Origin of the sequence: Nostoc sp. (genome assembly GCF_036919555.1) — a bacterium.
Taxonomy (GTDB): domain Bacteria; phylum Cyanobacteriota; class Cyanobacteriia; order Cyanobacteriales; family Nostocaceae; genus Nostoc.
Genome location: NZ_JBALCS010000038.1, coordinates 37,927 through 62,918 on the forward strand (window position 1 = coordinate 37,927; position 24,992 = coordinate 62,918).

A 24,992-nucleotide genomic window follows, 5' to 3' on the forward strand; every position below is an offset into this window, starting at 1 on the left:
AACTAGGGCAATGCTTTGTATGTCTGTGCCAGATATCGTATAATTGCTCATTACTTAATTATTGAAAAGGTGCTTCTGCTACTCCCTGCCATGCAGGTTTACCACCGGCAAACTCATCTAACCATTTCCGAAAAGTAACGATGCCAACATCAGTGTAAGTAACTGTTGTTCAGTTTCAGCTAAGAAAAGAACTCGATATAGTTCCAACACGCCAAGTAAAACCTTTTCAAACCTGTCCTAAATGTGGAAATCAGCACAAAAAGACGCTCGATATTCGAGTTCATGAATGTGGTGTTTGTAATTATGTTCAGGATCATATATAGCACAGAAAGCACTTAATCGATTTATTCAAGAAATAAAACTTATGGTTGATAGTTTTTGATTGGCGCCAAAACTGCTGCAAGAAGTCACTCAGGACTTCTCCAAATTGATTAATTTTTACCGCTTTTTAATGTAAACAAATATTTCGCCAACAGTGTCTTCGCTACTTTTATCCCTTGTTCCTTTATCTGCTCGTCTTTCCTTAATTACTTACTACCCAAATACTATTTTTTCGCCAGCACTTCTTGAGGAGTAATTTTGGCATATTGTTCTGGAGTTAAAAAGCCATCTCTGACATTTACTTTTTTAGGTATCAATCCCAGGCTATACCATTTATCGGCAACTTCCTGTTGTTTTTTGATGATTTTTTCAGTAATTGGTATAAGCGTGAAATCATACTTGCTGTGCATTACCTCTAACGTAGGTGAATCAAGTTGAGTAGTTTTAGCAAGTAATTGTGCAATTTGTTTAGGGTTATTCTTCGCCCAATTTTGGGCTTTTTGAAGTTCTTCTAGAAAAACTTTGATTACTTCTGGATTTTCTTGGTAGAACTTGCGGTTTGTAGAGAAAAAGTTGCTAGAGTCTCGCAAACCATTACCACCATCTATTAGAACACGCCCAGTTTTATTTTGAACATTTCTGGTAACAAATGGTTCCCAGATAAACCAAGCATCTACTTTACCTTGACTAAATGCCACATTTGCATCTGGAGGTGGTAGAGAAACTGACTCTATATCGCTAAGTTTTAACCCTTCTTTTTCTAAAGCTCTGACTGTGAGATAATGACCGATAGATGCTTTTTGAAAAGCAATTTTTTTACCTTTCAAATCACTTATATTTTTAATCTTAGAGTTAGTAGGGACTAAAAGTGAAACTGCTTTACCATCAGAAGAATTAGCAGCCAAGTATACAAGAGATGCCCCTGCTGCTTGGGAAAAAATGGGAGGTGACTCAGCTGTTGAGGCAATATCAAGTGCGCCTGTGTTTAAGGCTTCAAGTTGCTGAGGCCCGGCAGCAAATTCAGGCCATTCTACCCTATAACCTAGAGGTTTCAATCGTTCTGCTAAAATACCTTTTTGTTCCAAAACGGCTAGGGCTGTAAGTTGCTTAGAACGGACAATTCTAATTACTTTATCACTAATACCACTACTAGCTACATTCGATATGGATGAATCTGCTTGTTGCTGAGTATTATTTTGCGTAGGACTGCAACTAAACAGTGTGGTAGACAATAGTAGACTATAGGCAAAAGTAAATAAGGCGTGACGGCGAGTGATGCGTCGGCGTTTCCCGGATTCAAATATGTCTTGAAAATCTTGCATTAATTGACTCTTTTTTTACTATCAAATAGTTCAAAATTAAAAATTTATGTCAAGTAAATAAATAAAGATTTTGGGCAGTGAAAACTTAGGGAAACATAAAGCCAAAGGTCAGGAAATCTCCCATGCAATAGTAGGAATTAATAAAATCCTTTTGATTTTTGTAGAGATATGCCGTGGCACGTCTCTACTGTTGCAAAGCGGCGCTAGGCAGCAACAGGAGTAGCAAATCTAGCATATCGCTCAATGTAGAATTCCTTGTTATTGGCGATCGCCACCACTGAATCATGTTGTTTTAAAGCGTGTTTCCAGCGACGTAGACGAGTAAATTCTTCTGGTAGTGCAAAGCCTCGATAGTGCTTCAGTGCAGACCATCGCTCAAACCAGGGATAAAAGGTGAAATCAACCAGACTAATAAATTCACCAAACCAGTAAAGTCCTTCGCCCGATAATTTCCCTAGAGCTTCATTCTCGATAAATTCCAGGTGTTTATATAGTTCCTGTTTGGCTGCTTCTTGCTGTTGGATATCAGGACTACGCAGGAGAGCAGAAAAAGCTGGAACAAATTTAGTATTGGCAAAATCAATCCAGATACGAGCCTGTGCCTTAGCAATGGGACTATTGGGTAAAAGAGGCGGATTAGGAAATACCTCATTCAGATATTCGTTAATTACTGCCGATTCCCAAACTCGGTGATTATTATGTGCGATCGCAGGCACTTTTCCATAAGGAGAAATATCTGTAAATCCATCCGGCTTATTCTGCAAATTAATCTCAATCAGGTCAAAGTCGATGCCTTTTTCTTGCAGTACCAAGCGTGAACGGTGAGCATAAGGGCAAACGAGCGCACTATATATCTTAATTTCAGCCATGTTAATATTCCTTGTTGATGAAAATATCAAACCCGAACGAGTGGAAGTCGTAGCGATACAAACCAAGTCCGCCTACGCGGACTAACAGAAAATTGGAGAACAGGATAAAACTCTTTCCCCACTACCCATTCCCCACCTCAACCCTGATTCAAAAATTTTGGGATAGTTGAGTACTAAAGCCAAGGTACTTCTTCAGGTGCATAATGAAAGGCGCGGAAGACTGACGAATTTTCGTAGCTTTTAATGGTCTCCTTACTTCCACCGTGCTGTACTAGGGACTGTTTTCAAACCCAAAATTAGACTTAAATGTAGGTTAGTTGAGGAACAAAATTCAACATTTATCTTGCTTTGTTGGGTTGCGCTGCGCTTAACTCAACCTATTTTTCTGGCGCATCAAGTTATTAGGTTTAAAAACTCAGTACTCAGTACTTTCAGGGTGCTGGATTCGGAAATTGAGTATGAACTGCATCCAATTCTGCCAAAATATTTTTATTGAGAACTACATTGATGCTTTCCAAATTCTCTTTGAGTTGTTCTAGTGTGGTGGCACCAATAATCGTACTAGCAACAAACCAACGACTCTGCACAAATGCTAAGGCCAATTGTGCAGGACTCAGTTGATGGCGTTTGGCAATTTCTACATAAGCTGCTACTGCTTTGCTAACATTTGGTTTTAAATAGCGCTGACCAAAGTTTTCAAACAAAGTAACTCTTGCCTTCTCTGCTTTACTGTTCAGATATTTCCCAGTCAAAAAGCCAAATCCCAAAGGACTATAAGCTAGTAAAGGGATATTTTCGTAATAAACTGCTTCTGCAAAAGCACCATCAAAAAATCGATTGAGCAAATTGTAGGCATTTTGAATGGAGACAACTTTAGGTAATCCTAATTGTTTAGCTGCATGACTAAATTGTACAACTCCCCAAGGGGTTTCATTGCTCAAACCGATATAGCGAATCTTTCCTGCTTTGATGACATCAGCAAAAACTTCCAGTTGTTCTGCAATAGGAACTGTTTCTCCTACCTGGATCGGGTCAAACACTGTTTGTCCAAAACGTGGTACATAGCGATCGGGCCAATGGATTTGATATAAATCAATATAGGCTGTCTGCAATCTTTTGAGACTATCATCTACAGCTTGTTTGATATTGTTCCGGTCAATTGCTTTGGCTCCACCACGCACCCATTTAAAGCCTCTACCTGGCCCAGCAATTTTAGTAGCAACTATTAATTGATCTCGCTGTTGATTTTTTAACCATTCTCCAATGTAAGTTTCGGTTAGTCCATAGGTTTCAGCACTGGTTGGCACTGGGTACATCTCAGCCGCGTCAATAAAATTAACTCCCTGGTCAATTGCATAATTTAGCTGCTGATGGGCTTCTTCTATAGTATTTTGCTGCCCATAAGTCATAGTACCAAGGCAAATTTTTGAAACTTTTAGGTCACTATTACCTAGTTTATTATACTGCATATTCCCAGATAATTCTCTGATTAAATTGACAAGCTCATACCAGTAAAAATCTTTTTTTTACCTCGCTTTACTAGCAATGCCAGAAAACACAAATAACTGTTGCTCTTTGGGTACAGCCAAGTTTTCACCAAGGTAACGATGAAGACCCACTCCCATATCTCTTGTAGGCGTAAGTTTAAAGTTCACTTCCTCAAATCCAGATGTACGCAAAATTTTCCGCACCGTTTCAGAGTAGGTAATACCATTAGAATGTCCGCGAGTCCAGATGATAAAAGCACCTTGTTTACTCAAAAAACTCAGGTTATCTAGTAAGCGATTGAGTTCAGCTTCGTCAGCAAGATTGCCAAAAACACCACACACAATCACAATATCTGCTGGTACTGCTCCTACATAGTTGGCGGCAAGAGTTGCATCACCATTGATAAACTCAATTTGGCTGGCTAAACCCAAAGATTCTATAGTTGCTCGTCCACGTTCAACTAGATTTGAATTTATTTCAACAAGTCGTGCAGAAACATCTTTCGCACGGGGGTGATTTTTTAAAATTCCTAGTAAATCTCGTCCATCACCCGCGCAAACACTCACTATCCGAATAGCTCCATTTGGGGACGCATTCAAGCTATAAGCAATATATTCACGCACGATTTCTAGACGCTGCTGCAACTTTGGCTCAGTGTTGTAGAGGTCGTGCCATTCATACCAATCTTTTGGCATAGTGGGTAATTCCCGTTTGATGCACACTGTGAACTTTTAACTACGTTTATCGTATCGATTAACTGTAGTTTATGGATAAAAGCAGAGTATCATAGAAATTCATCTAAAATCAAGTCTTATTCCGTATAAACACTCTTCAGGGGCTGATTATACGGAAAACTTCCGTATAAAAGATATTCAGGCTGTTAAGTTACTTGTTAAGACTAGCCTCTTAAATGTCCATCAAGTCATCAGGGATGCGATCGCATTCAACATAAGCATTAATTTTATCTTCCCTATGCCCACATTTTTACGGGATTGCCTACCCTGTGGTATTTCGGGATCTTGATGAGAATTGGGATCTGCTTGCATCGTAGTGTTCTCCACTGGCAAAAAATCATACTAATAATCCAGTCAGAGCAAACAAAGAAGCGTTTGAAAGCTAACAAAGCTTTGAGCCAATTAAATTTGCCACACCCATGACTAAAAAGGAATGAAACGGACACATACTTAGCTTTACTAAATATTTGAGTTTAAAATATTTAGGTAAACATATATTTTATTGGCGAAGGGCTTGAATTTTATTCAGTCCTGTGCAATACTGCTAAATTAATCACCGCTAAATCGGTAGATAATTAGTAGTTTATCAAAAATGTCTGTATTGCCTTACAAATAAGTCTTTCAAGTCTGCCCAAGGTCACGCACAGATGACTTCTGTAAGTCATGTCTGTGAACTTGAAAGATATTACTATTTTGAATTCAGGAGTGAAAGCTAGTGAGCGCCAATCTATTAGCGTCTGAGCAATCATCTACCAGTGGCTCCAATCTAGATTTAGAGGCAGATGTCTTAGTTATTGGAGGTGGCCCGGCGGGTGCTTGGGCAGCTTACAATGCAGCGGCTGGTGGAGTCCAGGTTATTTTAGTAGACAAAGGCTACTGTGGCTCTAGTGGAGCAACTGCATCAGGTGGAACCAGTGTGTGGTATGCAGCAAATGCCGAGCAACGGGAAACTACTATGGCTAGCCGGGAAGCTCTAGGAGGATTTTTATCAGAGCGTTCTTGGATGGAGCGAGTATTAGATCGGACTCATGCAAATCTGTATCAGTTAGGTGAGTGGGGTTATCCTTTTCCCTCTGACCAACAAGGACAACCTTACTACCGTTCCCTCCAGCAAGGGGCAGAGTATATGCGCCTGATGCGTAAGCAAGTCAAGAAAGTCGGAGTACAAATTCTTGACCATAGTCCCGCCTTGGAATTGCTGGTAGATAAAGCAGGAGCAGTAGCTGGGGCGAAAGGAATACGTCGCCAAGCGGGTGGACGCTGGACAGTGCGAGCTGGAGCAGTTGTAATTGCTACTGGTGGTTGTGCTTTTTTAAGTAAAGCTCTCGGTTGCAACGTCCTCACCGGAGATGGATATTTAATGGCAGCTGAAGCCGGAGCGCAAATGTCAGGGATGGAATTCTCTAATGCTTATGCTCTCACTCCTGCTTTTGCTTCTGTAACTAAAGGAGCTTTCTATCGCTGGGCAACATTCACCTACGAAGATGGCACTGTGATTGAGGGTGCTGGCTCTCAACGGGGACGGTCTGTAATTGCCAAGACCTTGCTGACCCAGCCTGTATACTGTAGCCTACACGAAACTCCAGAAGAAGTAAGAACTTGGATGCGAACCATCCAGCATAATTTTTTCCTACCTTTTGATCGGAGTGGAATCGATCCTTTCACTCAACGCTTCCAAGTAACTCTGCGTTTAGAAGGCACAGTACGGGGTACTGGCGGCATTCGGATTGTAGATAATTCTTGTGCTACTTCAGTACCTGGACTTTATGCAGTTGGAGATGCAGCCACACGGGAGTTAATTTGTGGAGGTTTCACAGGGGGTGGTAGTTATAATGCTGCTTGGGCAATGTCTTCTGGCTATTGGTCAGGGCAAGCAGCAGCTGAATATGCTCGTCAATTGGGAGCAAAAGCAAACCAAAGACAAGTGTATTCGATTGGACAGGCAGCAGTTAGTTCTGAAAGTAGCCACACTTTTAATCCCCAAGAAGTTATCCGCGCTGTGCAAGCAGAGGTATTACCTTACGATCGCAATCTCTTCCGAACTGAACGAGGCTTGAGCGATTCTCTAGAACGCTTGCATGATTTGTGGCGAGAAATTCGCCATAGTGCTGCCCCAGCAGATAGCCAAGCATTACCAGCACGAGAAGCTGCGGCAATGGTTGCTACTGCACGCTGGATGTATACTTCAGCACAAGCAAGAAAGGAAACTCGTGGAATGCACAAACACCAGGATTATCCCCACCAAGATTCTAACCAGCAATATCGGTTAATTAGTGGTGGATTGGATACTGTCTGGGCAAAACCTGACCAGGAAGTTGTCAATAGGGAGTTAGTAGCACTGTGATTGAATTAGTCAGTGAGTCCCGTTGTATTAAATGTAATATTTGCGTCACTGCCTGCCCTACCAATGTGTTCGATGTAGTACCAGGACGTGCGCCTAGAATTGCCCGCCAGAGTGATTGTCAAACTTGTTATATGTGCGAACTGTACTGTCCTGTAGATGCACTGTATGTCGATCCCAACGCTGATGAATCAGTCCCAGTGGATGAGAATACTTTGGTAGCAGCTGGATTACTTGGCAGCTATCGGAAAAACGTAGGCTGGGGAAAAGGACGTACACCAGCCGCTAAAACAGAGAAGTCTGCCTACTACTATCCAGTTATGCAAAGTAGCAACAACCTTACTACAGATGCTCAGGAGAGAATCATTCCTTAGTAGAGCTTTGAGTGAAATTATCAGGTTTTTAAATGCAGAGTCCCGCAAAGGTATCCAGAGTTCAGTTTGCGGCTCAAGCAAGTGGAAATGTGCCGTTGGCGATCGCCAAAAAATCCTATCCACTAGACCTTTATCCTACTGAACCTTTTACACCACAAGGATTGAAACTTTGAAATTCAACATAGCAGTTTCTTGTTAATCAGAAATTGTTGAAGTCAGATTTTGATATCAAAGATTGGTAAATTCCCAATCCCTAAAAGTTACTTTCGCATTTTTGGGGATTTAACCGCACTGATCAAGTGCGATTCGTTTCTGTCTTCTTGCTCTGGTTTGTGTTGTGCAATCTCAAATAGTCTGTGTTAACGATAATTATAAGGAAAGGATTTCGTGAGCAACATACAACTTTACTTCGCCAAAGCTTCTACTTTCTCTCAACGCACCCGTGTAGTCTTGCTGGAAAAAGGCATTGACTTCACTCCGATAGAAATTGACTTACAAAACAAACCAGATGGCTACACGCAGATTTCGCGCTATGGCAAAGTTCCGGCTATCAAGCATGGGGATGTTGAAATCTACGAGTCTACTATCATCAATGAATATCTAGATGAGGTTTTTCCAGAACCACCTCTATTACCTCGTGATCCCGCAACTAAAGCGATCGCTCGCATCTGGATAGACTACGCCAATACTCAGTTTGTCCCAGCTTTTAACAAATTTCTGCGTGGTAAAGATAGCCAAGAACAGGAACAAGGACGAAAAGAATTCACAGAAGCACTTCTATATATTGAGCAAGAAGGATTGGGTAAGGCATCTAACGGTCAGTACTTGTTAGGAGATCAGTTTAGCCTAGTTGATATCAGCTTTTATCCCTGGTTTGAACGTTTACCACTCCTAGAATACTTCCGCCAGTTCGCACTACCAGCAGAAACATCTCGTTTGCAGATATGGTGGAATTTAATACGCGATCGCGAGTCAATTCAAGCAGTGACAAATCCTGTGGATTTCTATTTACAAAGATTCGCCAAAGTTCTCGGTGAACCTGTTCCCGTTGGTGCATCTCAAAAATAGGACACAGGGATTGACCAGAAATTAACCAAAATCCACAATGGAATGACCTATGAGCTTAAATAACCAAGTTCTAGACAGACCGATTTTCCAGGATCTGCCAGACGTAGAGGCTAACCTCAGTTACCTGATTCCAATGACAGAAAAACCTGTCAACTATACCTACGAACCACCGCCAGGGATTCCCCCCAGCAATGGAACTTATCAGACGCACAAGTTGCCAATCTACAATGCTCGTTCTGTCTCAGAGAAGATATTATTAGATCGGCAAGGATTCGCCTTTACTGAACATCACAGCCGCGTCCGCGACTTTTACGACAAAGAAGAAGTACACCGCATCTACTATCTAGAAGCCGAGCAATTATTAAAAGAGGTGACAGGTGCAGCTAAGGTAGTGATATTCGATCACACCCTTCGTAACGCTGGTCAGTCAAAGCCAGGCGAGAATAATATTAAAGAACCTGCCAAACGTGTACACAACGACTTCACCGCCAAATCCGGTTATACTCGCGCCCGTTTGGAATTAGCAGCGCGAGGTATAGATGATATTGATACACTATTGCAACGACGATTTGCCATAATCAACCTTTGGCGAGCGATTGCAAAACCAATCCAAGAGTCTCCATTAGCAGTGTGTGACGCGCAAAGCATCGCACCAACAGATTTTGTAGCTGGTGATCTCGTGTACCGCGATCGTGTGGGTGAGACATACGGAGTTACATATAATCCCGAACATAAATGGTTCTATTTCCCACAAATGCACAGAGACGAAGCACTATTTATCAAGTGTTTCGACTCCGCAGAAGACGGACGGGCACGTTTTGCAGCCCACACAGCCTTTGAAGACCCCACCAGCCCAGCAGACGCGCCTCCACGGGAAAGTATCGAACTACGGACGTTCGTTTTTTACCCTGCATAGATAGCAAAAACTTCCTTCAACGAAGAGGCTCTTGGATGGGGGCTAAAAGCTTGGGGAAATGACCCCATCCAAGAGCTGTGAAGCTGCATCGGAACATGAGTCTGAGTCCCGCACTTCTAATAAGTGGTTCTCGTGGCTGTGGGGTCGAACCCCAATTCTTTTCTATCCCCTTTGCTTGAAAGCCCCCTGCTCCCTTGCCTCTTCTTCAACTCTTACTCTTGTGCCTCTGTTTTGGAAAGTTCTGTTCGCAGGAAACCTCCGCACCCTGCGGGAAGCCGCAGAAGCGTCTACAGACTTTCCGCAGCGCCTCTGCGTGAGACAAATCTACAATCTTATTCAACTTGGAGAAATATATCATGACTTCCCAACACTTTGACATCAAACCAATCGCCGGACGTATTGGTGCAAAAATTATTGGTATTGACCTGACCAATAACCTCAGTGACGAAATTATCAGTAATATCCGTAAAGCTTTAGTTAAACACAAAGTTATCTTCTTCCGGGAGCAGAACCTTGATGCTAATGGACAAGTAGCCTTCGCCCGTCGCTTTGGAGAAGTGACTACAGCTCATCCTACTGTCCCATCATTTCCAGGAAATCCAGAAGTTCTTGATTTAGATTACGGACGGACTGTAAGCCGCGCCAATAACTGGCACACTGATGTTACATTTGTAGATCGTCCCCCCCTTGGTTCTATCTTACGGGCGATCGCCATCCCGCCATTGGGAGGTGATACAATTTGGGCAAACTCAGTGGCTGCATACGAAGATTTACCAACTTATCTGCGTAATATTGCAGATCAACTTTGGGCAGTACACAGCAACGCCTACGATTATGTAGCAGCTGCAATTGACTTACCACAAGAAGTCTTAGAGCATCGGGCTGTTTTCACCTCGACTCTATACGAAACTCTGCATCCAGTTGTCCGCGTTCATCCTGAATCTGGCGAACGTGGTTTATTCATCGGTGGTTTCGTGCGCCGCCTCCGTGGTTTGTCACAGAATGAATCTGACGAAATCGTGAAATTGTTGCAGGCTTACATTACCCGTCCTGAGAACACAGTTCGGTGGCGTTGGAAAGTCGGAGATGTGGCTTTCTGGGACAATCGTGCTACTCAACATTATGCGATCGCTGACTACGGCAATCAACCTCGTCACGTTCAGCGTGTAACAATTGTTGGCGATATTCCAGTAAGTATCGATGGTAAACAAAGTGAGGCCATTAAGGGAGACTCTTCTGCATATAATCGGCGTGAACCAGCTTTAGTTTAGCGATTGGGTACTGGCGATCGGTGATTAGGTAAATTCAGGGTAAACGCATCTTGTCAATAAGAGTATTTGAGTGTAAATAAAGCCTAAAATATTATCAATAATCCTTACTTATTGATAATATTTTAGGCGTTGGCGTAGCCCAACCCAGGCATCGCTTTGATCCTTGGGAAACAAACCAAAGGAGAAACTTTGATTATTCGTTGATTCACAAACCAAGGTTTTTGTCAAGACTAATTTAGATGCGCTTACCCTGGCTCAAAATTAAGAGCTAAATTTTGGAACATGATTGATCCACAACCTTTAACACTTCTCCATACCTTACGTCTCTGAGTCCCCCACTTATAAGAAGTGGTTCTCGTGGCTGTGGGGTCGAATCCCCATTCTTTTCTATCCCCCCTGCAAAGAGCTTCCTTGCCTCTTTTTCAATAGACCTCTTGCAAAATTCCCTAACACCCCACCCCCAACCCCTCCCCGCTCTTCGGGAGGGGAGCGTTTGCTTTACTCAAATGCGGGGTGGGGTTCTTAATTTTTGATTTATGCAAGAAGTCTAATTAGCTCGACTCAGTGGCGCACAGATAACAGCTTACATCCGCCGTCCAGAATACGAGACTTTCGTTAAAGATGCTGGCGCTCATTCTGTAGTCATTGGTGTTGCAATAATTGATGATTGGTATGAGCGGCTTCACGAGGCATAACACGCTCAAGAACAGTTCCACGTATATTAACAAAGACTTCACTACTGCGATCGCGTGGACGTGGAAATCGCACAGGTACATCAAGAGCAATCCTACCTTCTTCAATTAAAATTACCTTGATTCAGATTGCTTCGCTTCTCTAGCAGACGCTCCGCGATCGCTCGCAATGACCGAAATACCTTACTTTTGCTCCCGTCCTCAAGCTACGCGATCGCTGTTGTTTGAGTTGACTTACCCAATAATTTTGACATATTTTCATCTCATAAAGAAATACTGGGTCTTGCATTGTACCGAACTATATGCAAAGATAATTCTACCTAAAATACGGTGTTTCTATCGGATTATAGTATTTAACTAAGAATTGATGCCGTCAAACATAGCTGATTACAAATTATTGCGTTCAGCTAATCTTGATTGGCAGATAACAAATTGAATCAAAATAAAGCTTTAGTCAATGTCAGTAATCATTGATTAACTTTGTGCAGCATAACCAATAAAAACCTGATTTAAAAGGTGATTTTACTGCGGCTTTTAGATTCTACATTCAACTGCTTATTACTGGTTTTGATATCTATAGGAGATTGCTACTTTTCTCCCTAGTGAAACCTTTGCTAAGGTTATTTTCTAATGGTTTAGCAGCGACATTACATCAAGTATTATCTCTAGTTTAGCTATCTAAATTAGAGCTATTTTATTCATCATTAAGGTTGAGGAGTTGAAGAGTCATGTCTAATTTTCGCTGGAATTATAGATGCCTGATGTTACTGCTTTCGTTGCTAGATATTCTAATTATCCTGGTTTTTTATCCGGCAAAAAGTAAAGCTGAACTACCTAAACCTGATGCCTCTACTGTCCAAAGAGAAGTGAAAAAATCTCCAGAAGCAGTTATCAATCAAACAGTAGAAACTTCAATTGCACCGTTAAGTAGTAAAAAGGCTACAAATAATGTAACAGGGCAAGTGACACCTGTATCGCAATTGTTGGAAGTTGCACCGCTAACTAGTAAAAAAGCTACAAATAATGTAGCAGGGCAAGTGACATCCGTCTCACAACTGTCAGATGTTAAGCCGACAGATTGGGCATTTCAAGCATTACAGTCTCTAGTTGAGCGCTACGGTGTAATTACAGGATATACAGATGGCACATTTAAAGGGAATCGTCCTCTAACGCGCTATGAATTTGCGGCTGGATTGAATGCAGCTTTAAATCGCGTCAATGAGCTAATTGGGACTTCAACGACAGATTTAGTTAAACGGGAAGACTTGGATACCCTCAAAAAATTACAAGAACAATTTTCTCCAGAACTTGCTCAACTTCGGGGACGCTTAGATACCTTAGAAACGCGAACTGCGAAGTTAGAAGCAACTGAGTTTTCGACCACAACCAAACTTATCGGTCGAGGCCAGATTGTTTTTGGCTCAGTTCTGGCGGGCAATAACGTCGTCACCAAGAGACCAGCAGCTCACAATCCCACACTTCAAGGTTCAACTTCTTTACGGTTAAACACCAGTTTTAACGGTAAAGATTCACTAGGTATAACACTCACAGGTGGAAATATTGAATCATTGGGACAAACAAGAGCTGGATTATTGGGAACTTATGAGGGAAGAACTGCTGATAACTCCAGTATTACTTTTGCACGCAATCAAATTACTCTCGGTGGTGTCCGCTATCGGTTTCTACCTTATCCCAATACCCAAGTCAACATTTATGCCTTGTCTGATGGAGCTAGTGAGATCGGTCTTTCTGGCCCGATTAACCCATATTTTGAATCGTCTTCTGCGACTGGTGCTAATGGGATTTCACGATTTTCACGGCGGTCTTTGGTCTATAACTATGGAGATAGCGGTGCCGGAATTGCCATACTCCAGGGATTAGGCAAACAGGTTCAATTAGGATTAGCGTACAGTGCACCAAACGGCAACAATCCGACAGCTAATAATGGCTTCTTTAAAGGCAGGTATTTAGCTTTAGCACAGTTAATATACTACTCTTCTAATAGGAATTTTCGGTTGGCGGCAACTTACGTTAATACCTATAGCCCACCAAATACCATAGGTTTTAGTGGAACAAATTTCGGTCCAGCAGTCGGGAGTAACCTAGTAAACAGCACCGTGGCCGGAGCGGGAACTGTGGGCAACCTTTATGGTCTACAGGCGTTCTATCAAATTAGTCCCAAGTTGGCAATCAATGGGTGGGTAAGTTATGCAGCACACCGCTATTTGGGACGCGGAGATGGCGAAGCGATGGATTGGGCGGTAGGACTGGCATTCCCCGATCTTTTTAAAGAAGGTGCTCTAGGGGGGATTTTAGTTGGTATGGAGCCGAAACTCATCAGTCTCAACAAGAGTGTAGATTTGGGAGCAGGTGCCGGACAAGCGGACAAAGATACTTCCCTGCACGTTGAAGCATTCTATCAATATAAAATCGGAGACAATATTGAGATTACGCCGGGTTTGATCTGGATTACTGCACCGGACTCTGATTCCAGCAATCCTGATAGTTTATTTGCTTGGGTTCGTACTCTCTTTAGGTTTTAACCTATGAAAAACATTGGTAGATGCCTTGAGCTGAAATCTGACTTTTCACGGTATGTGAAAAAGGTGATTTTGAAGGTTTTCCAAGCCCTGATTTTTCACACTGCATCTAAATTTAGGTTTTTAATAGAAATCAAATCGGCATAAGCGCAAAATGGTCTAAGTAAGTCGGCGTTAAAAAATCAACCTATGTGACGAAATGTAAACTCAGCGAACACCTTATAAATGGGTAATTCCGCAGTTTTTACGAAACTAAACATACATAGGTTTTATCGCAATACAGTTCAGTTAGCGCCAAAAGCTTTAATCTGCGTAGGTTGGGTTTTATCGTGCCGACTTACTTATCTCCCAAAAGGATGTCCAATGGATTAAGAAATTTATAGCAAATTTTTGTTAAGCGGTACTTGCATTTTTTTTTGTAAGTGTGAAAAGGTTGATTAGAGAAAACTACGTTAATCCAATCGAGTTTAAGTATTTTATAAAGAATACAGCACAGCATTTCATTTATTTGGCGTAAATGAATTTTTCACAGAACCTTTTAAAGCGCACCTTTTGCAGATCGCCTCCTGGTATTGCATATTTACGTCATTTGGTAGACCGTTTCTCTAAGCGCAATCTCCAGGGACTACAAAACTACAACCCAGAGTTCACAAATTCTAATGAACTGTTCGAGTTGTTTGAGCGCTTCGGTGGCGAAATTACTGAAGGACATTCCCTCAGCAAAGAAGAATTGACCAAGAGTGTACTGGGATCTTCATTCAGCCGTCATAGCCGCGCGCCGATTGGTAGCGAATTAGAAGATTTTGCAGCCGCAGGTATTGAAACAATTGAAGACATCCGCGATCGCTGGGTGAATAGTTTCTTCTTTGGTTCCGAGTCCGACGACCGCACCATCGCAGCAGCATTCAACGACAAAGCCAATCCCTTAGGTGTCAAAATCAACGCCATCTATTCCTCAGATGTTGGTCATTGGGATGTACCTGATCTCACCACCCCCCTAGCTGAAAGCTGGGATTTGGTGAAAGAAGGCGTGATTTCCGAAGCCGACTTCAAATCCTATGTATTCGCTAATCCCTACAAGTTTTATACTCAAGCCAACTCCAACTTCTTCAAGGGTACGGCGGTTGAATCCAAGGTAGGTAACATCCAATCTCACCAAGTAGATAAGAGTTTGGTTGTGGCATAATAGCAATTTTGGATTTTTGATTTGACTTCAATCTAAAATCCAATCATTTAATTTTGGATTTTAGATTTTAGATTTATTCTCGCGTTGAAATTCGCTTGCTCTCAAACACGCATTAAATTTTGGATTTTGAATCTTATTTTCCATTATTCAAAATTTAAAATCTAAAATTCGGTAAAGGGAACTATGGATGGTAAAAATATTTTCAGAGATGGGTAAAATTGTAACCTTGCTGCATAATCATCTGTTTGTGATACTTCTAATTCAATTGTTTGTTGCTCTTTTTCATCAAAGAGTAACTGGATTTGATAATTTGTCCAGAATTGCTCACCTAGCTCATCTTCTAAATCGAAAAGTTTTTCTTCATCACCCCATATATTTGACCAAAGGACTATCCTATTAGCCCGAAAATGATTTTGACCTGTTGTATCTGCAATGACAAAATATGCTTCGACATTTAAATCAAATTCCAACTCATCGATCTCTGTTCCTGTGATGTTACAGTTAACGACTATTAAGGTGTCTGGGTTAACGTTTATTACCTGCTCTTGGCGTTTTAATAATTCTTGAAATACGAAATCAGGTAATAGCTGGGAACTTCCCTCAAGGGCTTGTTTTTGAGTTTCTGGCGAGTAACGAGTTTTTAACTCTTGCGTGATTAAAGTTAAAATATCTTCACTTGCTAAATTGACAACTATCTTTTTATCTGTGGGATTAAGGAAACATCCTTGATTAAGCTCGATATTTTTTTTAATTGGCATAGTTATCGAAAATCATTTTCATGTGATTATATCATTCACAAATCAAGATAAAACTAATTATAAAATAAACCTTATCTGAGCTTCAGTCCTATATCTTAGCAATCATTGTCTAACAGCAATTACATCCGGAAAATGATAATTATAAATCACTGTAACTTCCGAGCTAGAAAAGATTTTTCTGCTAATTTGTAAAAATGCCACAATGCTTAACCAAGTAACGGATTGGTTGAGTAAGTAACGAATAAATAAACTTTTAATCCCACATTCTGTACTTCATTTTTTAATAGACATACTGATTTTAAAGATTGTTATAGCAATCCGAATTGAAACGTGAGAAAATAGTGAGATTAAAAGTACGTATCTTTAAAACCTTTCAGCGATTTTCTCTCTCACGAATGATTTAGGATTGCTATAGATAATTTAAATATAATATATACTATTGAAAATATTGTAGAGTCAAGAAAAGTCCTAAGTATTGCCCTACGCAACTCACCCTATGACTACCGCACCCTTAAGCTGGCAAGAACTAGAAACCCTCACGGACTATCAAATAGATACCGTTAATGGTCTCACCAACGCTAAAGCCCGGTTGCGCTTGTTTGGTCAGTCCGAATCTGATGTGCGGGTAACGCTGTACCGCGATAACCATGCCTGGTGTCCTTACTGTCAAAAAGTTTGGTTATGGCTAGAGGAAAAACAGATCCCCTATCGCATCGAAAAAGTGACAATGTTCTGCTATGGGGAGAAAGAAAGTTGGTACAAACGTCAGGTACCATCAGGTATGCTCCCCGCGATCGAGCTAGATGGACGGATTATTAAGGAAAGCGATGACATTTTGATCGCTTTGGAAAAGGTTTTTGATCCATTGAGCCAAGGCATGGAAGACCGCACGGTGCTGACTCTACGTCAATTAGAACGACTTTTATTTAGAGCCTGGTGCGCTTGGCTATGCTATAGAGCAGAGAACTCTCAACAAGAACAACGCAACCGAGAACAATTTATCGGAGTGGTGGCTAGGGTCGAGTCGGCTCTGGGTCGCACCCCAGGACCTTACTTTCTAGATAGCTTCGGCATCGTCGATGTCATTTTTACGCCCTATGTCGAACGGATGAATGCGAGCCTTTATTACTACAAGGGCTACTCCCTGCGGGAAGAAAACCCTCGCTTGAGCGCATGGTTTGCGGCAATGGAAAGCCGACCTACCTACTGCGGTACCCAGAGCGACTTTCACACCCACGTACATGATTTGCCGCCCCAGATGGGGGGCTGTTGGGAAAACGGCGAAACCCAGATGCTTCTCAATAAAGCGCGGGTGGATAACGGTCCCTGGTTCGGGCTACCAGATGTTACTTATCCAGAACCCGAAAACTCCCGCATGGAAGCTCTTCAACGAACTATCGAGCACCGCGTCAATATTATCCGAGTCAACCCCTTAGATGATAAATTGTTTGATCAAGCCCTACGTTGTGCTTTAACACACATGATGACCGATGAAGACTGTGTACCTCCATCGGGATCTGATGTCGCTCTACGATATTTGCGCGATCGCATTAATGTACCCCGAGACATGTCCATCTACGCGGCCAAGCGATTGAGGGAATCCCTGGAAAAAACCGCAGCTCTTGCGGGTGATGGGCAGCCGGACCCCATTCCCACTAAGCATCGACGAGATCAAGACCCGTCTAATTTTTTCATCAAGTAGGATTCAGGCACCCATCCTGGCAGATCGCGCTCCTCTAACAGTTAACATACCCCCGATCTCACCTACCAGTAATTTCATTGAAGCGGGACTATTCCTGCATAGTGGCAGAAGCAACAAGGTTGCCCCTGACTTACAGTTTCTCTTCAGTCCAGCTTTATGGGTTGGTGCAGCTATCGCTCCTGACATTCCAGGATTCACATTAATTCCGGCTCTGATCAATCCTCAAAGCCGTGGCACTGTGAAGGCATTGGCAACCTTCACTCCTGATGACACGAAAGAAACGAATAGCATCACTGTTATCGCTGCATTTATCACTCCTGGCAAGCCATTTATTAGTGCGTTTCCTTGAGCCGATGCCCTACCAAACATACATGCCATTGCTATTTGTTCTAACTTCGTCCAATCTGGATAACGTAAGACAATCCCAAGTAATTCAATTGTCACTATTTCAGAATGAGAATGCCAATTTTTAGCAATTGCGATTGACTTTACTGTACAATCAGCTCATATTAGTAGTTTTTTTATACAGTGTAAAATAGTTTTTCTCCCTAAATCTTTCTTCGGTTTGACACTTTTGGTAGCTCTTTTAGGAGTTTCTTAGCAAGCCATATCCACAATCTATTTTCGTGGAGTACTTGTATATAGTTGGTCCCGACTTGATTGAGCCGAGCAAAGATACTTGGCTGTCTTAGTACAAGGACCCATAGCAACGTTGTGATTCTGTATAAAAGCCCTAACCAGGGGTGGTAAACGATTAATGCAATCAGGCCCAAGTCAGAAGCAGCATGACCTTCTTCGACTTGTTGAGCAGAAAACTGAGGTAAGACGAGTGATAATTGATCGCCGTGCTGCCCAAGCAAGGAGTCAAGGACAACTGCATCGTTAATGGCTGCGGTGCAACCTTGTCCCAAAAGACTAAACATAGAGTGTGCAGCATCCCCAATCAGTACTGCCCCACCCTCCAAGTGATGATAGCACCGACATTGACTCCAGTATTCATGCCCCGGCTGGGCTTCTAAGAATGCCGCAGCTTGCTCTGGGTCAAGCTTAAGTGTAGGTAAGTTTTTTGGGAACATCTCCTGTAATAACTGCTGTAATTCCTCTACAGTTGTAATTCCACAGGGATTGACTTGATCGCTACTGCCTATTGGTTGCCAAAAAATCAGCGCTGTTAAATGACCATCTTTTCGCGGTAAGCAGCCACCAAAAACAAGACCATATTCAGTACTTCGCTTTTGAAGTCGAATGATCCGAGGTGGAGATTTTTGTAATTCTGCCTGCATCGGTAGTTGCAGTACTTTCCATACCTCTGGTCGTTGCTGCTGTTGAAAATCTATTTCGTCTGGTCTTGAGATGATCATCGCACTTCGGATGGTCGAGTGAATTCCATCTGCCCCCACTAGCAGATCGTAGGCTACTTTTTCATAACCAGATTCTCTCTCAATCACGATCTTACGATGTGCCAGATCAACATCTACGACTGAAGCTTTAAAGTGTAGTGATAGCCGTGAACTCTGATCAGAGCTTCGATCACCATAACGCATCAGTAGTGAGCGCACAAGTAAAGCACATACAGTCCGACGCGGAATCAAAATAAGTTCAGCCTTCGTGAATTCAATCCCTTGAGAGGCTAACTGCTCCCCTAACCCTTCGATACTGTTCAACCAAAACTGTACTCTTGCACCTAATCCCAAGCCGAACCCTCGACTGTCAAAAGATTCTAGACCTTTCGGATTTTGATTACAGTCATATAGTTGTACCGTATGCCTTGGGCTTTGGGCGAGCAATCGATGGGCTAAGAATAGACCTGCTGGTCCTGCGCCAACAATGACGATATCCATATTAACGCGAGTTTACGAACTGGTTTACGTACAAAAATAATGAGACTTTAATTACATAAAAAAAAGGTTTGTATTGCCTAACCCAAGTCCAGCTAGATTTTAAATAAAATTGATTTTTTCATCGGATAGTATTATGGGGAACTTGTATATGATTACATACCAAATTTACCATACCGAAACCGGGGGATAAAAACCCAGAAGTCCCAAGTTTTACCTAAGACTCCTCTTCTTACACACCGTACTGCTTTGGAGCGAATTCAAGGCAGTTTTTGTTTTAGGCATCATTCAAGCCTGATAATAGAGGGGTGAGAGTTCTCGCCGTCGGGGAGGATTGAGAAACTTGCCAGTGTATACTAGTAGCATATTATCTGCCGTCTCAGTGGCTATTCATCAAATCAATCTCTTGCATTGCGATCGCCATACAGCCAATGTTCATACTAGCTAAAATAAATCTCAGAGTGGGCAATAAAAATTAATAAACATCAAAAATGCTTGAGGGAGTCTAAAATTGGTAAATCTAAACAGGCTCTTGAAAACACCTCTCTTGTTGTGCTTCTCTCAATTGTGCTCGTTGCGATTAGATCCCGACAGTTGAATAATCTCAGAAAAACGTGAATACTTAACCGCATCGGTAGGGGGATAATCCGCCGACACTGCAAGTAACCCAATTTTTATATCCTCGAAATAAATTACACCCCCAATACGTCCTGTAACTTGGAAAGATCCATGAAATAACTGATACTTTGCAATGTAGATCAGAAAAAAGCCACTAATCTTTATTGTCCTGCCAAACAAATGCTTACAAGTTTGGTGGAGGACAGCATCTAGGTATTCATTATAGGCAGGCTCACCCAGGTCAGTAAATTCCTGCTGATCTGCAAAATGATCCATATAAAATAACCAGATATCGGACAAGTCTGCTTCAAACGTCAGTTTTTGCTTAAGTTCCTGCAATCGGTCGATTTTCATAGTGTGGATATTCACTTTAGGGGGCCAGCAGACAGCACTGTTAAAAATCTACCACAGCGATCGCTCCAACCCACCGGAGGTGAGCGGATCATCAGCAGGAATTACAGCCACTCTGGATGTATCACTTGTCACCTATTTCCCCGCAACCAGGGGTGGAGATTCCCAGGAAATTACATTCCATTTACCCGATAATTGACCCCGCCGTTACAGTTCTTGCGGGGAATTCGTACCAATCGGGAAAGGCCTGTAATTTCGCTGCACCTTGAATTTACAAGGATTTGACCGCACCATCAGGCAACCAGATATTAGCGAATTTGCTCCGATTGCACCCTTTGTGATCTGTGACCTCAATCTGATCGATTAACCGCTAATCTAAGCCCTGACAGCTTCCTTGGCGGCGTACAACACCTCAGCGTTGATTTCTTTGAAACCGCGATCGCAGACAAATTCCTTGGTGCTGCAATAGATTTATATTCTGTTAGGTGAAATCATTGCTGAATAGGACGTAAAACTTCTAATTCACTAGGATGAGTTAAAACCTTGCCTAATAGCTCACTGAAATAAACAACTTGATAATTAGGTACAAGTTCTGTTTGCAATTGCTTCCACAGGCTGATTCCTTCTTCCTCAAAAGCCGCTTCAGCTTCTTAACTCAAATCTGGTGAGTTAGCAGGATCTTCCCAGTTCAACTTTGCATTATAAATTTCTTCCCATTTATTCAGGCGTTTAATAGTTTCTGGAATTAATGGCAATGTTTCTAGGTCAATGTTACCAACTTTCTCAGGACTTACCCACCATAGCGGATAGCATCCATAGTCAGCCATGAGTTTGATTTTTTCTGTCTTAAACTGTCTGTCTTGTATCATGTTCAATACTTCCCCAGGTTTCAGGTAGAGGGTTAACCCAGGAAATAGGCACACTAACTATATCTAGAGTTTCACCGTCTTTAAAGATTTCTAAAATATATCCTGGCTCTTGCTGAGTTTTAGTAGGACGCAGATGATCCAACACAACCCCTCTATCGCCAGCTTTTACAGGACTATTAGCAACATTGTGCTTCACTTCTACCCACTGAAATAAACTAGCTGTTGTCATCGTTTAATTCTCCTGTGATTTATCAGGATATAGTGTTATAAATCTAACAAATTTTGTTTCTTCATCTTGTTGCCAGTTAGTAATTACCTTAATTAATCGACCATTAGGCCCAGACCACTCGCTTTTAACCTCAAACTGAGTCCCCCAATCATTAGGGGTGACTTTTGCAATTTCAGAACCTTCTACAGCATTTATTATATCGTTCTTAAGAAGTTCCCAGTTGTCAAGATTATATCCTGCTAAAGCTAGATATCTTGATTTATCATTTTTAGGTTGATAAACAAGTAGGTATTTAGTTATTTTTTCATCTTGAATTACTAAACCTGATGGTATTTTCATTATATTTAATTTAGTTATTTTAAATAGTTATTGAGAGAAATATATAAAAATTAATATTAAATCTATGATATTTCATAATTTAATTTTTATCACTAAAGCAAAAAAATGGGGGTAAAGAGTATACATAACTCCTCACCCCTCAATCTGATCGATTAAACGCTAATCTAAGCTCCGACAGCTTCTTTTGCAGCGTACAATACCTCAGCATTGATTTCTTTGAAACCGCGATCGCGGGCAAATTTTTCAGTATTACGCTTCACTTTACCTCGGACAAATCCAGGAATCTTATTCAATTCTGCTTGACCATCTTTTGTCCAATTCAAATCAGAATCAGCAGAAATTCCCCTAGTAATAACTTCTTTGGTATCATGACCACCAAAGATTTCTAAGAGGTGATCTTCCATTCCCAAAGTAAAGGAATTGTAGATCAAATCTGTAATCTGATTAGTACCTTCGTAACCCATAAATGGTTTGTAACCAATGGGGAAGTTTTGGACGTGGATGGGTGCAGCAATTACGCCGCAGGGAATATCCAAACGTTTACCAACGTGGCGTTCCATTTGGGTGCCGAAAATGGCAGAGGGTTCGACACGAGCGATCGCATCCCCAATTGCACCATGATCTTCGGAAATTAGCACTTCATCACAATATTCGCTAACCTGTTCGCGGAACCAGTCTGCATCATATTTACAGTAGGTTCCAGCCCAAACAACATGAATCCCCATTTCTCGCGTCAAAATCTTAGTAATGGCGGCGGCGTGGGTGTTGTCACCAAAGACCACAGCTTTTTTGCCAGTCAAGTTTTGACAGTCAATTGAACGGGAGAACCAAGCAGCCTGAGATACATACAGGGTTTGCTCATTGATGAAGTTTTCGTAGTCAACTTCTGCACCTTGAGCGTTAATTACCTGCTGAATCTTGCGAATACAACGGGCAGTTTCCACTACACCCATTGGAGTAATGTCTATATAAGGTGTGCCGAATTGTTCTTCCAGGTAACGAGCTGTAGTCAAACCGAGTTCACGGTAAGGCACCAGGTTAAACCAGGCTTTGGACATCTTTTTCAAGTCGTTCACCGAAGCACCTTCGGGAATTAAGGTATTTACCTCAATTCCCAAGTCAGCCATCAGCCGTTTCAGTTCGGTGCAGTCGTGATTATTGTGGAAACCGAGGGTGGTAGTACCGATAATGTTAACTGAGGGCTTTACAGTTTTGCCTTCTGGCAATTCGCCCCGCTTCCGGGCTTTTTCAATGTAGTATTGAACGATTTGATCGAGAGTGCGATCGGCAGCTTGCAGTTCGTTATAGCGGTAGTGGTTCACATCCGCCAGCATTACGTCTCCTTTTGCTTCCAACTGCGATCGCTCGACAAAGTTGTGCAGGTCTTCTTGCAAAATGCTAGAAGTGCAGGTGGGAGTTAACACAATCAAATCTGGGTGTTCCTCGGCATCCTTGCGGATGATGTTATCTACCACCTTCTCTTGAGAACCGCGTGCCAAAACGTTGCGATCGACGACACTGGTTGTCACCGGAGTGAAATCCCTCTCCCGCGATAGCATGGAGCGCATGACGTTAAAGTAGTCATCGCCAATGGGGGCGTGCATGATCGCATGGACATTTTTAAAAGAACTAGCGATTCGCAGAGTGCCGATGTGGGCTGGTCCAGCATACATCCAGTAAGCTAATTTCATGTTTGTGTTCTCCCTTTTCAACAGAAATAACACGGAGTCCGATAAGAGTGGACTATAAGTGCTTGATTATTATTAAATCGTTTCTGATTGTCTCAAAACTTGTAGCCCTAAATAAGTGAAGAGTTGTAAGGGTTTTATCTGGAGTGCATAGGCGTAGCATCACCCAAACCTAATTACTGATTGGGATCTAGCTTCTGACTTTTACAACACGGCTGTTATTTTATTTAAATAAATCTTAATTTTTCGGCAAATTTGTTTTTAATTTGGGGCGGGGTGCTAACCCCCCTTAGAGGATGTTTGAAAAGTCCAAGATAGGTATAATTCGTCATTCTGAGCAGAACGAAGTGAGGGAATAAGCCTAATTTTTCGTTGGGACTGAGATGCTTCACTTCGCTTCACTACGTTCAGGATGATACAAAATATACTTTTCAAACACCCTTTTAAAAAAGCTACGGTGTACAGACAAGTTATCCGATTACCCAAAAGTCCTCTAAAACCTCACCCTGTCCTATCTTTAATCCCTCTCCTTAGTAAGGAGAGGGACAGGTTTTACTACGTAGAACCAGGGTGAGGTATCTCAGTGACTATGAGACTTAACCGTAAATTGCGTTCAGAAAGACCTATATGTACACCTTAGGAATAAGAATTAAATAACATACAATTTATATCCCTGGCTTACCTCACCCTCAATCCCTCTCCTTATAAAGGAGAGGGAAGTTAGAGACAGGATAAAGTTTTGCATTTTATTTAATCCACGTTCCTTAGCCTTAAAAAAGAGGGGAATCATATTAGCGCAATTTGTACATTCGAGAGAGTATAAATTAACTTAGAGAGGTGTTAATTACTGCCGAAAAATTTCTACTTTTTGTAACACCACCTCTTGATTCGGACGATCTCTAGTTGTAGGCACATTGGCGATCTGGCTGACTATATCTAGACCTTGGACAACTTCACCAAAAACACTGTGTTTGTTATCAAGGTGAGGCGTTGGCGCTTCTGTAATGAACCATTGCGAACCATTTGTACCGCGTCCGGCATTAGCCATCGACAGGATACCTACACCAGTGTGTCTCAATTCAGGATGAAACTCATCCTCAAATTGATATCCCGGGCCACCAGTACCCCAGCGGTTGGCCGTATCCAAATAACGACTCAGGGGATCGCCACACTGAATCATAAAATCAGGGATGACCCGGTGAAAGCGAATCCCATCGTAGGCTGGAGTCCCCTTACTAGATTCACCAGTTTTAGGATCTTTCCAGTCGATTGTTCCGGTTGCTAGACCTACAAAATTTTTGACGGTGTTGGGGGTTCGCTCTTCCTCCAAACGAACTACAATTTCACCCAAAGAAGTAATTAAACGAGCGTGCAGCGTGCCATTGCCGGGAATATTAATTTCTGGAAAGTTCATGAGATATCCTATTTTACACAAGTGTCAGTATTTGACCTATGATAAGTTTATCAGCATTCAAGTT

The 24,992-nt window shown here is 42.0% G+C and carries 24 protein-coding genes and 1 pseudogene; 11 read left to right on the forward strand and 14 right to left on the reverse strand.

All coding sequences use genetic code 11. From position 1 onward, the window contains the following. Positions 1-545 precede the first annotated feature (545 nt). The 5 genes from V7K36_RS10755 to V7K36_RS10775 all read right to left on the reverse strand — a co-directional run bounded on the left by V7K36_RS10755 (position 546) and on the right by V7K36_RS10775 (position 5,046). On the reverse strand, positions 546-1,643 hold the full coding sequence (locus tag V7K36_RS10755; protein ID WP_335115569.1) for an aliphatic sulfonate ABC transporter substrate-binding protein: 1,098 nt from the start codon (positions 1,641-1,643) through the stop codon (positions 546-548). 203 nt (positions 1,644-1,846) lie between these two features. Continuing rightward, complete coding sequence (locus V7K36_RS10760; protein WP_334941012.1) at positions 1,847-2,512, reverse strand: glutathione S-transferase family protein; 666 nt, start codon at positions 2,510-2,512, stop codon at positions 1,847-1,849. 431 nt (positions 2,513-2,943) lie between these two features. Further along, the gene (locus V7K36_RS10765; RefSeq protein WP_335115571.1) at positions 2,944-3,981 is read right to left on the reverse strand and encodes an NADP(H)-dependent aldo-keto reductase; all 1,038 of its coding nucleotides are present in this window, start codon (positions 3,979-3,981) and stop codon (positions 2,944-2,946) included. A gap of 57 nt (positions 3,982-4,038) precedes the next feature. Beyond that, the gene (locus V7K36_RS10770) at positions 4,039-4,695 is read right to left on the reverse strand and encodes a class I SAM-dependent methyltransferase family protein (protein WP_335115573.1); all 657 of its coding nucleotides are present in this window, start codon (positions 4,693-4,695) and stop codon (positions 4,039-4,041) included. Positions 4,696-4,917: 222 nt separating this feature from the next. Continuing rightward, entirely contained in the window at positions 4,918-5,046 is a 129-nt protein-coding gene (locus V7K36_RS10775) for a hypothetical protein (RefSeq protein WP_335115575.1), read from the reverse strand. 403 nt (positions 5,047-5,449) lie between these two features. Here V7K36_RS10775 and V7K36_RS10780 point away from each other — a divergent pair, with 403 nt between their 5' ends. From V7K36_RS10780 to V7K36_RS10805, 6 genes are all read left to right on the forward strand, one after another. Further along, positions 5,450-7,078: an FAD-binding protein gene (locus V7K36_RS10780; RefSeq protein ID WP_335115577.1), complete on the forward strand. Its 1,629-nt coding sequence runs from the start codon at positions 5,450-5,452 to the stop codon at positions 7,076-7,078. Next, the gene (locus V7K36_RS10785) at positions 7,075-7,449 is read left to right on the forward strand and encodes a 4Fe-4S binding protein (RefSeq protein WP_335115579.1); all 375 of its coding nucleotides are present in this window, start codon (positions 7,075-7,077) and stop codon (positions 7,447-7,449) included. The genes V7K36_RS10780 and V7K36_RS10785 overlap by 4 nt, the downstream gene beginning before the upstream one ends. 32 nt (positions 7,450-7,481) lie before the next feature. Continuing rightward, a complete protein-coding gene (locus tag V7K36_RS10790) occupies positions 7,482-7,622 on the forward strand; it encodes a hypothetical protein (RefSeq protein ID WP_335115581.1) in 141 nt (46 codons plus the stop codon). Positions 7,623-7,836: 214 nt separating this feature from the next. Next, on the forward strand, positions 7,837-8,517 hold the full coding sequence (locus tag V7K36_RS10795; RefSeq protein ID WP_335115583.1) for a glutathione S-transferase family protein: 681 nt from the start codon (positions 7,837-7,839) through the stop codon (positions 8,515-8,517). Between the two features lie 49 nt (positions 8,518-8,566). Then, positions 8,567-9,433, forward strand: a complete 867-nt coding sequence (locus V7K36_RS10800; RefSeq protein ID WP_335115585.1) for a CmcJ/NvfI family oxidoreductase — start codon at positions 8,567-8,569, stop codon at positions 9,431-9,433. A gap of 356 nt (positions 9,434-9,789) precedes the next feature. Further along, the gene (locus V7K36_RS10805; protein WP_335115587.1) at positions 9,790-10,704 is read left to right on the forward strand and encodes a TauD/TfdA dioxygenase family protein; all 915 of its coding nucleotides are present in this window, start codon (positions 9,790-9,792) and stop codon (positions 10,702-10,704) included. A gap of 642 nt (positions 10,705-11,346) precedes the next feature. On the opposite strand, the gene V7K36_RS10810 is transcribed toward V7K36_RS10805, so the two are convergent. Continuing rightward, positions 11,347-11,472 (reverse strand): hypothetical protein, encoded by a 126-nt coding sequence (locus tag V7K36_RS10810; RefSeq protein ID WP_335115589.1) that lies wholly within the window; start codon positions 11,470-11,472, stop codon positions 11,347-11,349. A 652-nt stretch (positions 11,473-12,124) separates the two neighbouring features. On the opposite strand from V7K36_RS10810, the gene V7K36_RS10815 reads away from it, so the two are divergent. Together V7K36_RS10815 and V7K36_RS10820 are read left to right on the forward strand one after the other, a co-directional pair. Continuing rightward, the gene (locus tag V7K36_RS10815) at positions 12,125-13,939 is read left to right on the forward strand and encodes an iron uptake porin (protein ID WP_335115591.1); all 1,815 of its coding nucleotides are present in this window, start codon (positions 12,125-12,127) and stop codon (positions 13,937-13,939) included. A gap of 583 nt (positions 13,940-14,522) precedes the next feature. Further along, positions 14,523-15,122, forward strand: a pseudogene (locus V7K36_RS10820) (amidohydrolase family protein); the annotation flags it as partial. A 161-nt stretch (positions 15,123-15,283) separates the two neighbouring features. Here the strand turns inward: V7K36_RS10820 and V7K36_RS10825 are convergent. Beyond that, positions 15,284-15,880 (reverse strand): hypothetical protein, encoded by a 597-nt coding sequence (locus V7K36_RS10825; protein ID WP_335115593.1) that lies wholly within the window; start codon positions 15,878-15,880, stop codon positions 15,284-15,286. Between the two features lie 496 nt (positions 15,881-16,376). Between V7K36_RS10825 and V7K36_RS10830 the strand changes: the two genes are divergently transcribed. Next, a complete protein-coding gene (locus V7K36_RS10830; RefSeq protein ID WP_335115595.1) occupies positions 16,377-17,582 on the forward strand; it encodes a glutathione S-transferase family protein in 1,206 nt (401 codons plus the stop codon). Further along, positions 17,512-17,931 carry a hypothetical protein gene (locus V7K36_RS10835; RefSeq protein WP_335115597.1) on the forward strand — a complete coding sequence of 140 codons (420 nt, stop codon included), beginning with the start codon at positions 17,512-17,514 and terminating at the stop codon, positions 17,929-17,931. Before V7K36_RS10830 ends, V7K36_RS10835 begins: the two co-directional genes overlap by 71 nt. Positions 17,932-18,130: 199 nt before the next feature. On the opposite strand, the gene V7K36_RS10840 is transcribed toward V7K36_RS10835, so the two are convergent. Both V7K36_RS10840 and V7K36_RS10845 read right to left on the reverse strand, forming a co-directional pair. Beyond that, positions 18,131-19,423 (reverse strand): FAD-dependent oxidoreductase, encoded by a 1,293-nt coding sequence (locus V7K36_RS10840; RefSeq protein ID WP_335115598.1) that lies wholly within the window; start codon positions 19,421-19,423, stop codon positions 18,131-18,133. A 558-nt stretch (positions 19,424-19,981) separates the two neighbouring features. Beyond that, positions 19,982-20,392 (reverse strand): hypothetical protein, encoded by a 411-nt coding sequence (locus V7K36_RS10845; RefSeq protein WP_335115600.1) that lies wholly within the window; start codon positions 20,390-20,392, stop codon positions 19,982-19,984. Between the two features lies 1 nt (position 20,393). On the opposite strand from V7K36_RS10845, the gene V7K36_RS10850 reads away from it, so the two are divergent. After that, the gene (locus V7K36_RS10850; protein ID WP_335115602.1) at positions 20,394-20,588 is read left to right on the forward strand and encodes a hypothetical protein; all 195 of its coding nucleotides are present in this window, start codon (positions 20,394-20,396) and stop codon (positions 20,586-20,588) included. A gap of 451 nt (positions 20,589-21,039) precedes the next feature. Here the strand turns inward: V7K36_RS10850 and V7K36_RS10855 are convergent, their stop codons facing one another. The 5 genes from V7K36_RS10855 to V7K36_RS10875 form a co-directional block, all read right to left on the reverse strand. After that, positions 21,040-21,216: a hypothetical protein gene (locus V7K36_RS10855; protein WP_335115604.1), complete on the reverse strand. Its 177-nt coding sequence runs from the start codon at positions 21,214-21,216 to the stop codon at positions 21,040-21,042. Positions 21,217-21,235: 19 nt separating this feature from the next. Further along, entirely contained in the window at positions 21,236-21,487 is a 252-nt protein-coding gene (locus V7K36_RS10860; protein ID WP_335115606.1) for a hypothetical protein, read from the reverse strand. A gap of 3 nt (positions 21,488-21,490) precedes the next feature. Further along, the gene (locus tag V7K36_RS10865) at positions 21,491-21,826 is read right to left on the reverse strand and encodes a DUF6883 domain-containing protein (RefSeq protein ID WP_335115608.1); all 336 of its coding nucleotides are present in this window, start codon (positions 21,824-21,826) and stop codon (positions 21,491-21,493) included. A 164-nt stretch (positions 21,827-21,990) separates the two neighbouring features. Then, entirely contained in the window at positions 21,991-23,517 is a 1,527-nt protein-coding gene (gene bchB / locus V7K36_RS10870; protein WP_335115610.1) for a ferredoxin:protochlorophyllide reductase (ATP-dependent) subunit B, read from the reverse strand. Positions 23,518-24,358: 841 nt separating this feature from the next. Then, complete coding sequence (locus tag V7K36_RS10875; protein ID WP_335115612.1) at positions 24,359-24,928, reverse strand: peptidylprolyl isomerase; 570 nt, start codon at positions 24,926-24,928, stop codon at positions 24,359-24,361. Positions 24,929-24,992: the final 64 nt, after the last annotated feature.

Excerpts from the sequence above, each read along its gene's own strand:
- bchB (WP_335115610.1), bottom strand. The coding sequence starts at position 23,517 with ATGAAATTAGCTTACTGGATGTATGCTGGACCAGCCCACATCGGCACT.
- V7K36_RS10860 (WP_335115606.1), bottom strand. The coding sequence starts at position 21,487 with ATGACAACAGCTAGTTTATTTCAGTGGGTAGAAGTGAAGCACAATGTT.
- V7K36_RS10845 (WP_335115600.1), bottom strand. The coding sequence starts at position 20,392 with ATGAAAATCGACCGATTGCAGGAACTTAAGCAAAAACTGACGTTTGAA.
- V7K36_RS10815 (WP_335115591.1), top strand. The coding sequence starts at position 12,125 with ATGTCTAATTTTCGCTGGAATTATAGATGCCTGATGTTACTGCTTTCG.
- V7K36_RS10805 (WP_335115587.1), top strand. The coding sequence starts at position 9,790 with ATGACTTCCCAACACTTTGACATCAAACCAATCGCCGGACGTATTGGT.
- V7K36_RS10875 (WP_335115612.1), bottom strand. The coding sequence starts at position 24,928 with ATGAACTTTCCAGAAATTAATATTCCCGGCAATGGCACGCTGCACGCT.
- V7K36_RS10755 (WP_335115569.1), bottom strand. The coding sequence starts at position 1,643 with ATGCAAGATTTTCAAGACATATTTGAATCCGGGAAACGCCGACGCATC.
- V7K36_RS10790 (WP_335115581.1), top strand. The coding sequence starts at position 7,482 with ATGCAGAGTCCCGCAAAGGTATCCAGAGTTCAGTTTGCGGCTCAAGCA.
- V7K36_RS10800 (WP_335115585.1), top strand. The coding sequence starts at position 8,567 with ATGAGCTTAAATAACCAAGTTCTAGACAGACCGATTTTCCAGGATCTG.
- V7K36_RS10865 (WP_335115608.1), bottom strand. The coding sequence starts at position 21,826 with ATGAAAATACCATCAGGTTTAGTAATTCAAGATGAAAAAATAACTAAA.
- V7K36_RS10840 (WP_335115598.1), bottom strand. The coding sequence starts at position 19,423 with ATGGATATCGTCATTGTTGGCGCAGGACCAGCAGGTCTATTCTTAGCC.
- V7K36_RS10855 (WP_335115604.1), bottom strand. The coding sequence starts at position 21,216 with ATGGCTGACTATGGATGCTATCCGCTATGGTGGGTAAGTCCTGAGAAA.
- V7K36_RS10835 (WP_335115597.1), top strand. The coding sequence starts at position 17,512 with ATGGGCAGCCGGACCCCATTCCCACTAAGCATCGACGAGATCAAGACC.
- V7K36_RS10770 (WP_335115573.1), bottom strand. The coding sequence starts at position 4,695 with ATGCCAAAAGATTGGTATGAATGGCACGACCTCTACAACACTGAGCCA.
- V7K36_RS10825 (WP_335115593.1), bottom strand. The coding sequence starts at position 15,880 with ATGCCAATTAAAAAAAATATCGAGCTTAATCAAGGATGTTTCCTTAAT.
- V7K36_RS10765 (WP_335115571.1), bottom strand. The coding sequence starts at position 3,981 with ATGCAGTATAATAAACTAGGTAATAGTGACCTAAAAGTTTCAAAAATT.
- V7K36_RS10760 (WP_334941012.1), bottom strand. The coding sequence starts at position 2,512 with ATGGCTGAAATTAAGATATATAGTGCGCTCGTTTGCCCTTATGCTCAC.
- V7K36_RS10830 (WP_335115595.1), top strand. The coding sequence starts at position 16,377 with ATGACTACCGCACCCTTAAGCTGGCAAGAACTAGAAACCCTCACGGAC.
- V7K36_RS10775 (WP_335115575.1), bottom strand. The coding sequence starts at position 5,046 with ATGCAAGCAGATCCCAATTCTCATCAAGATCCCGAAATACCACAGGGT.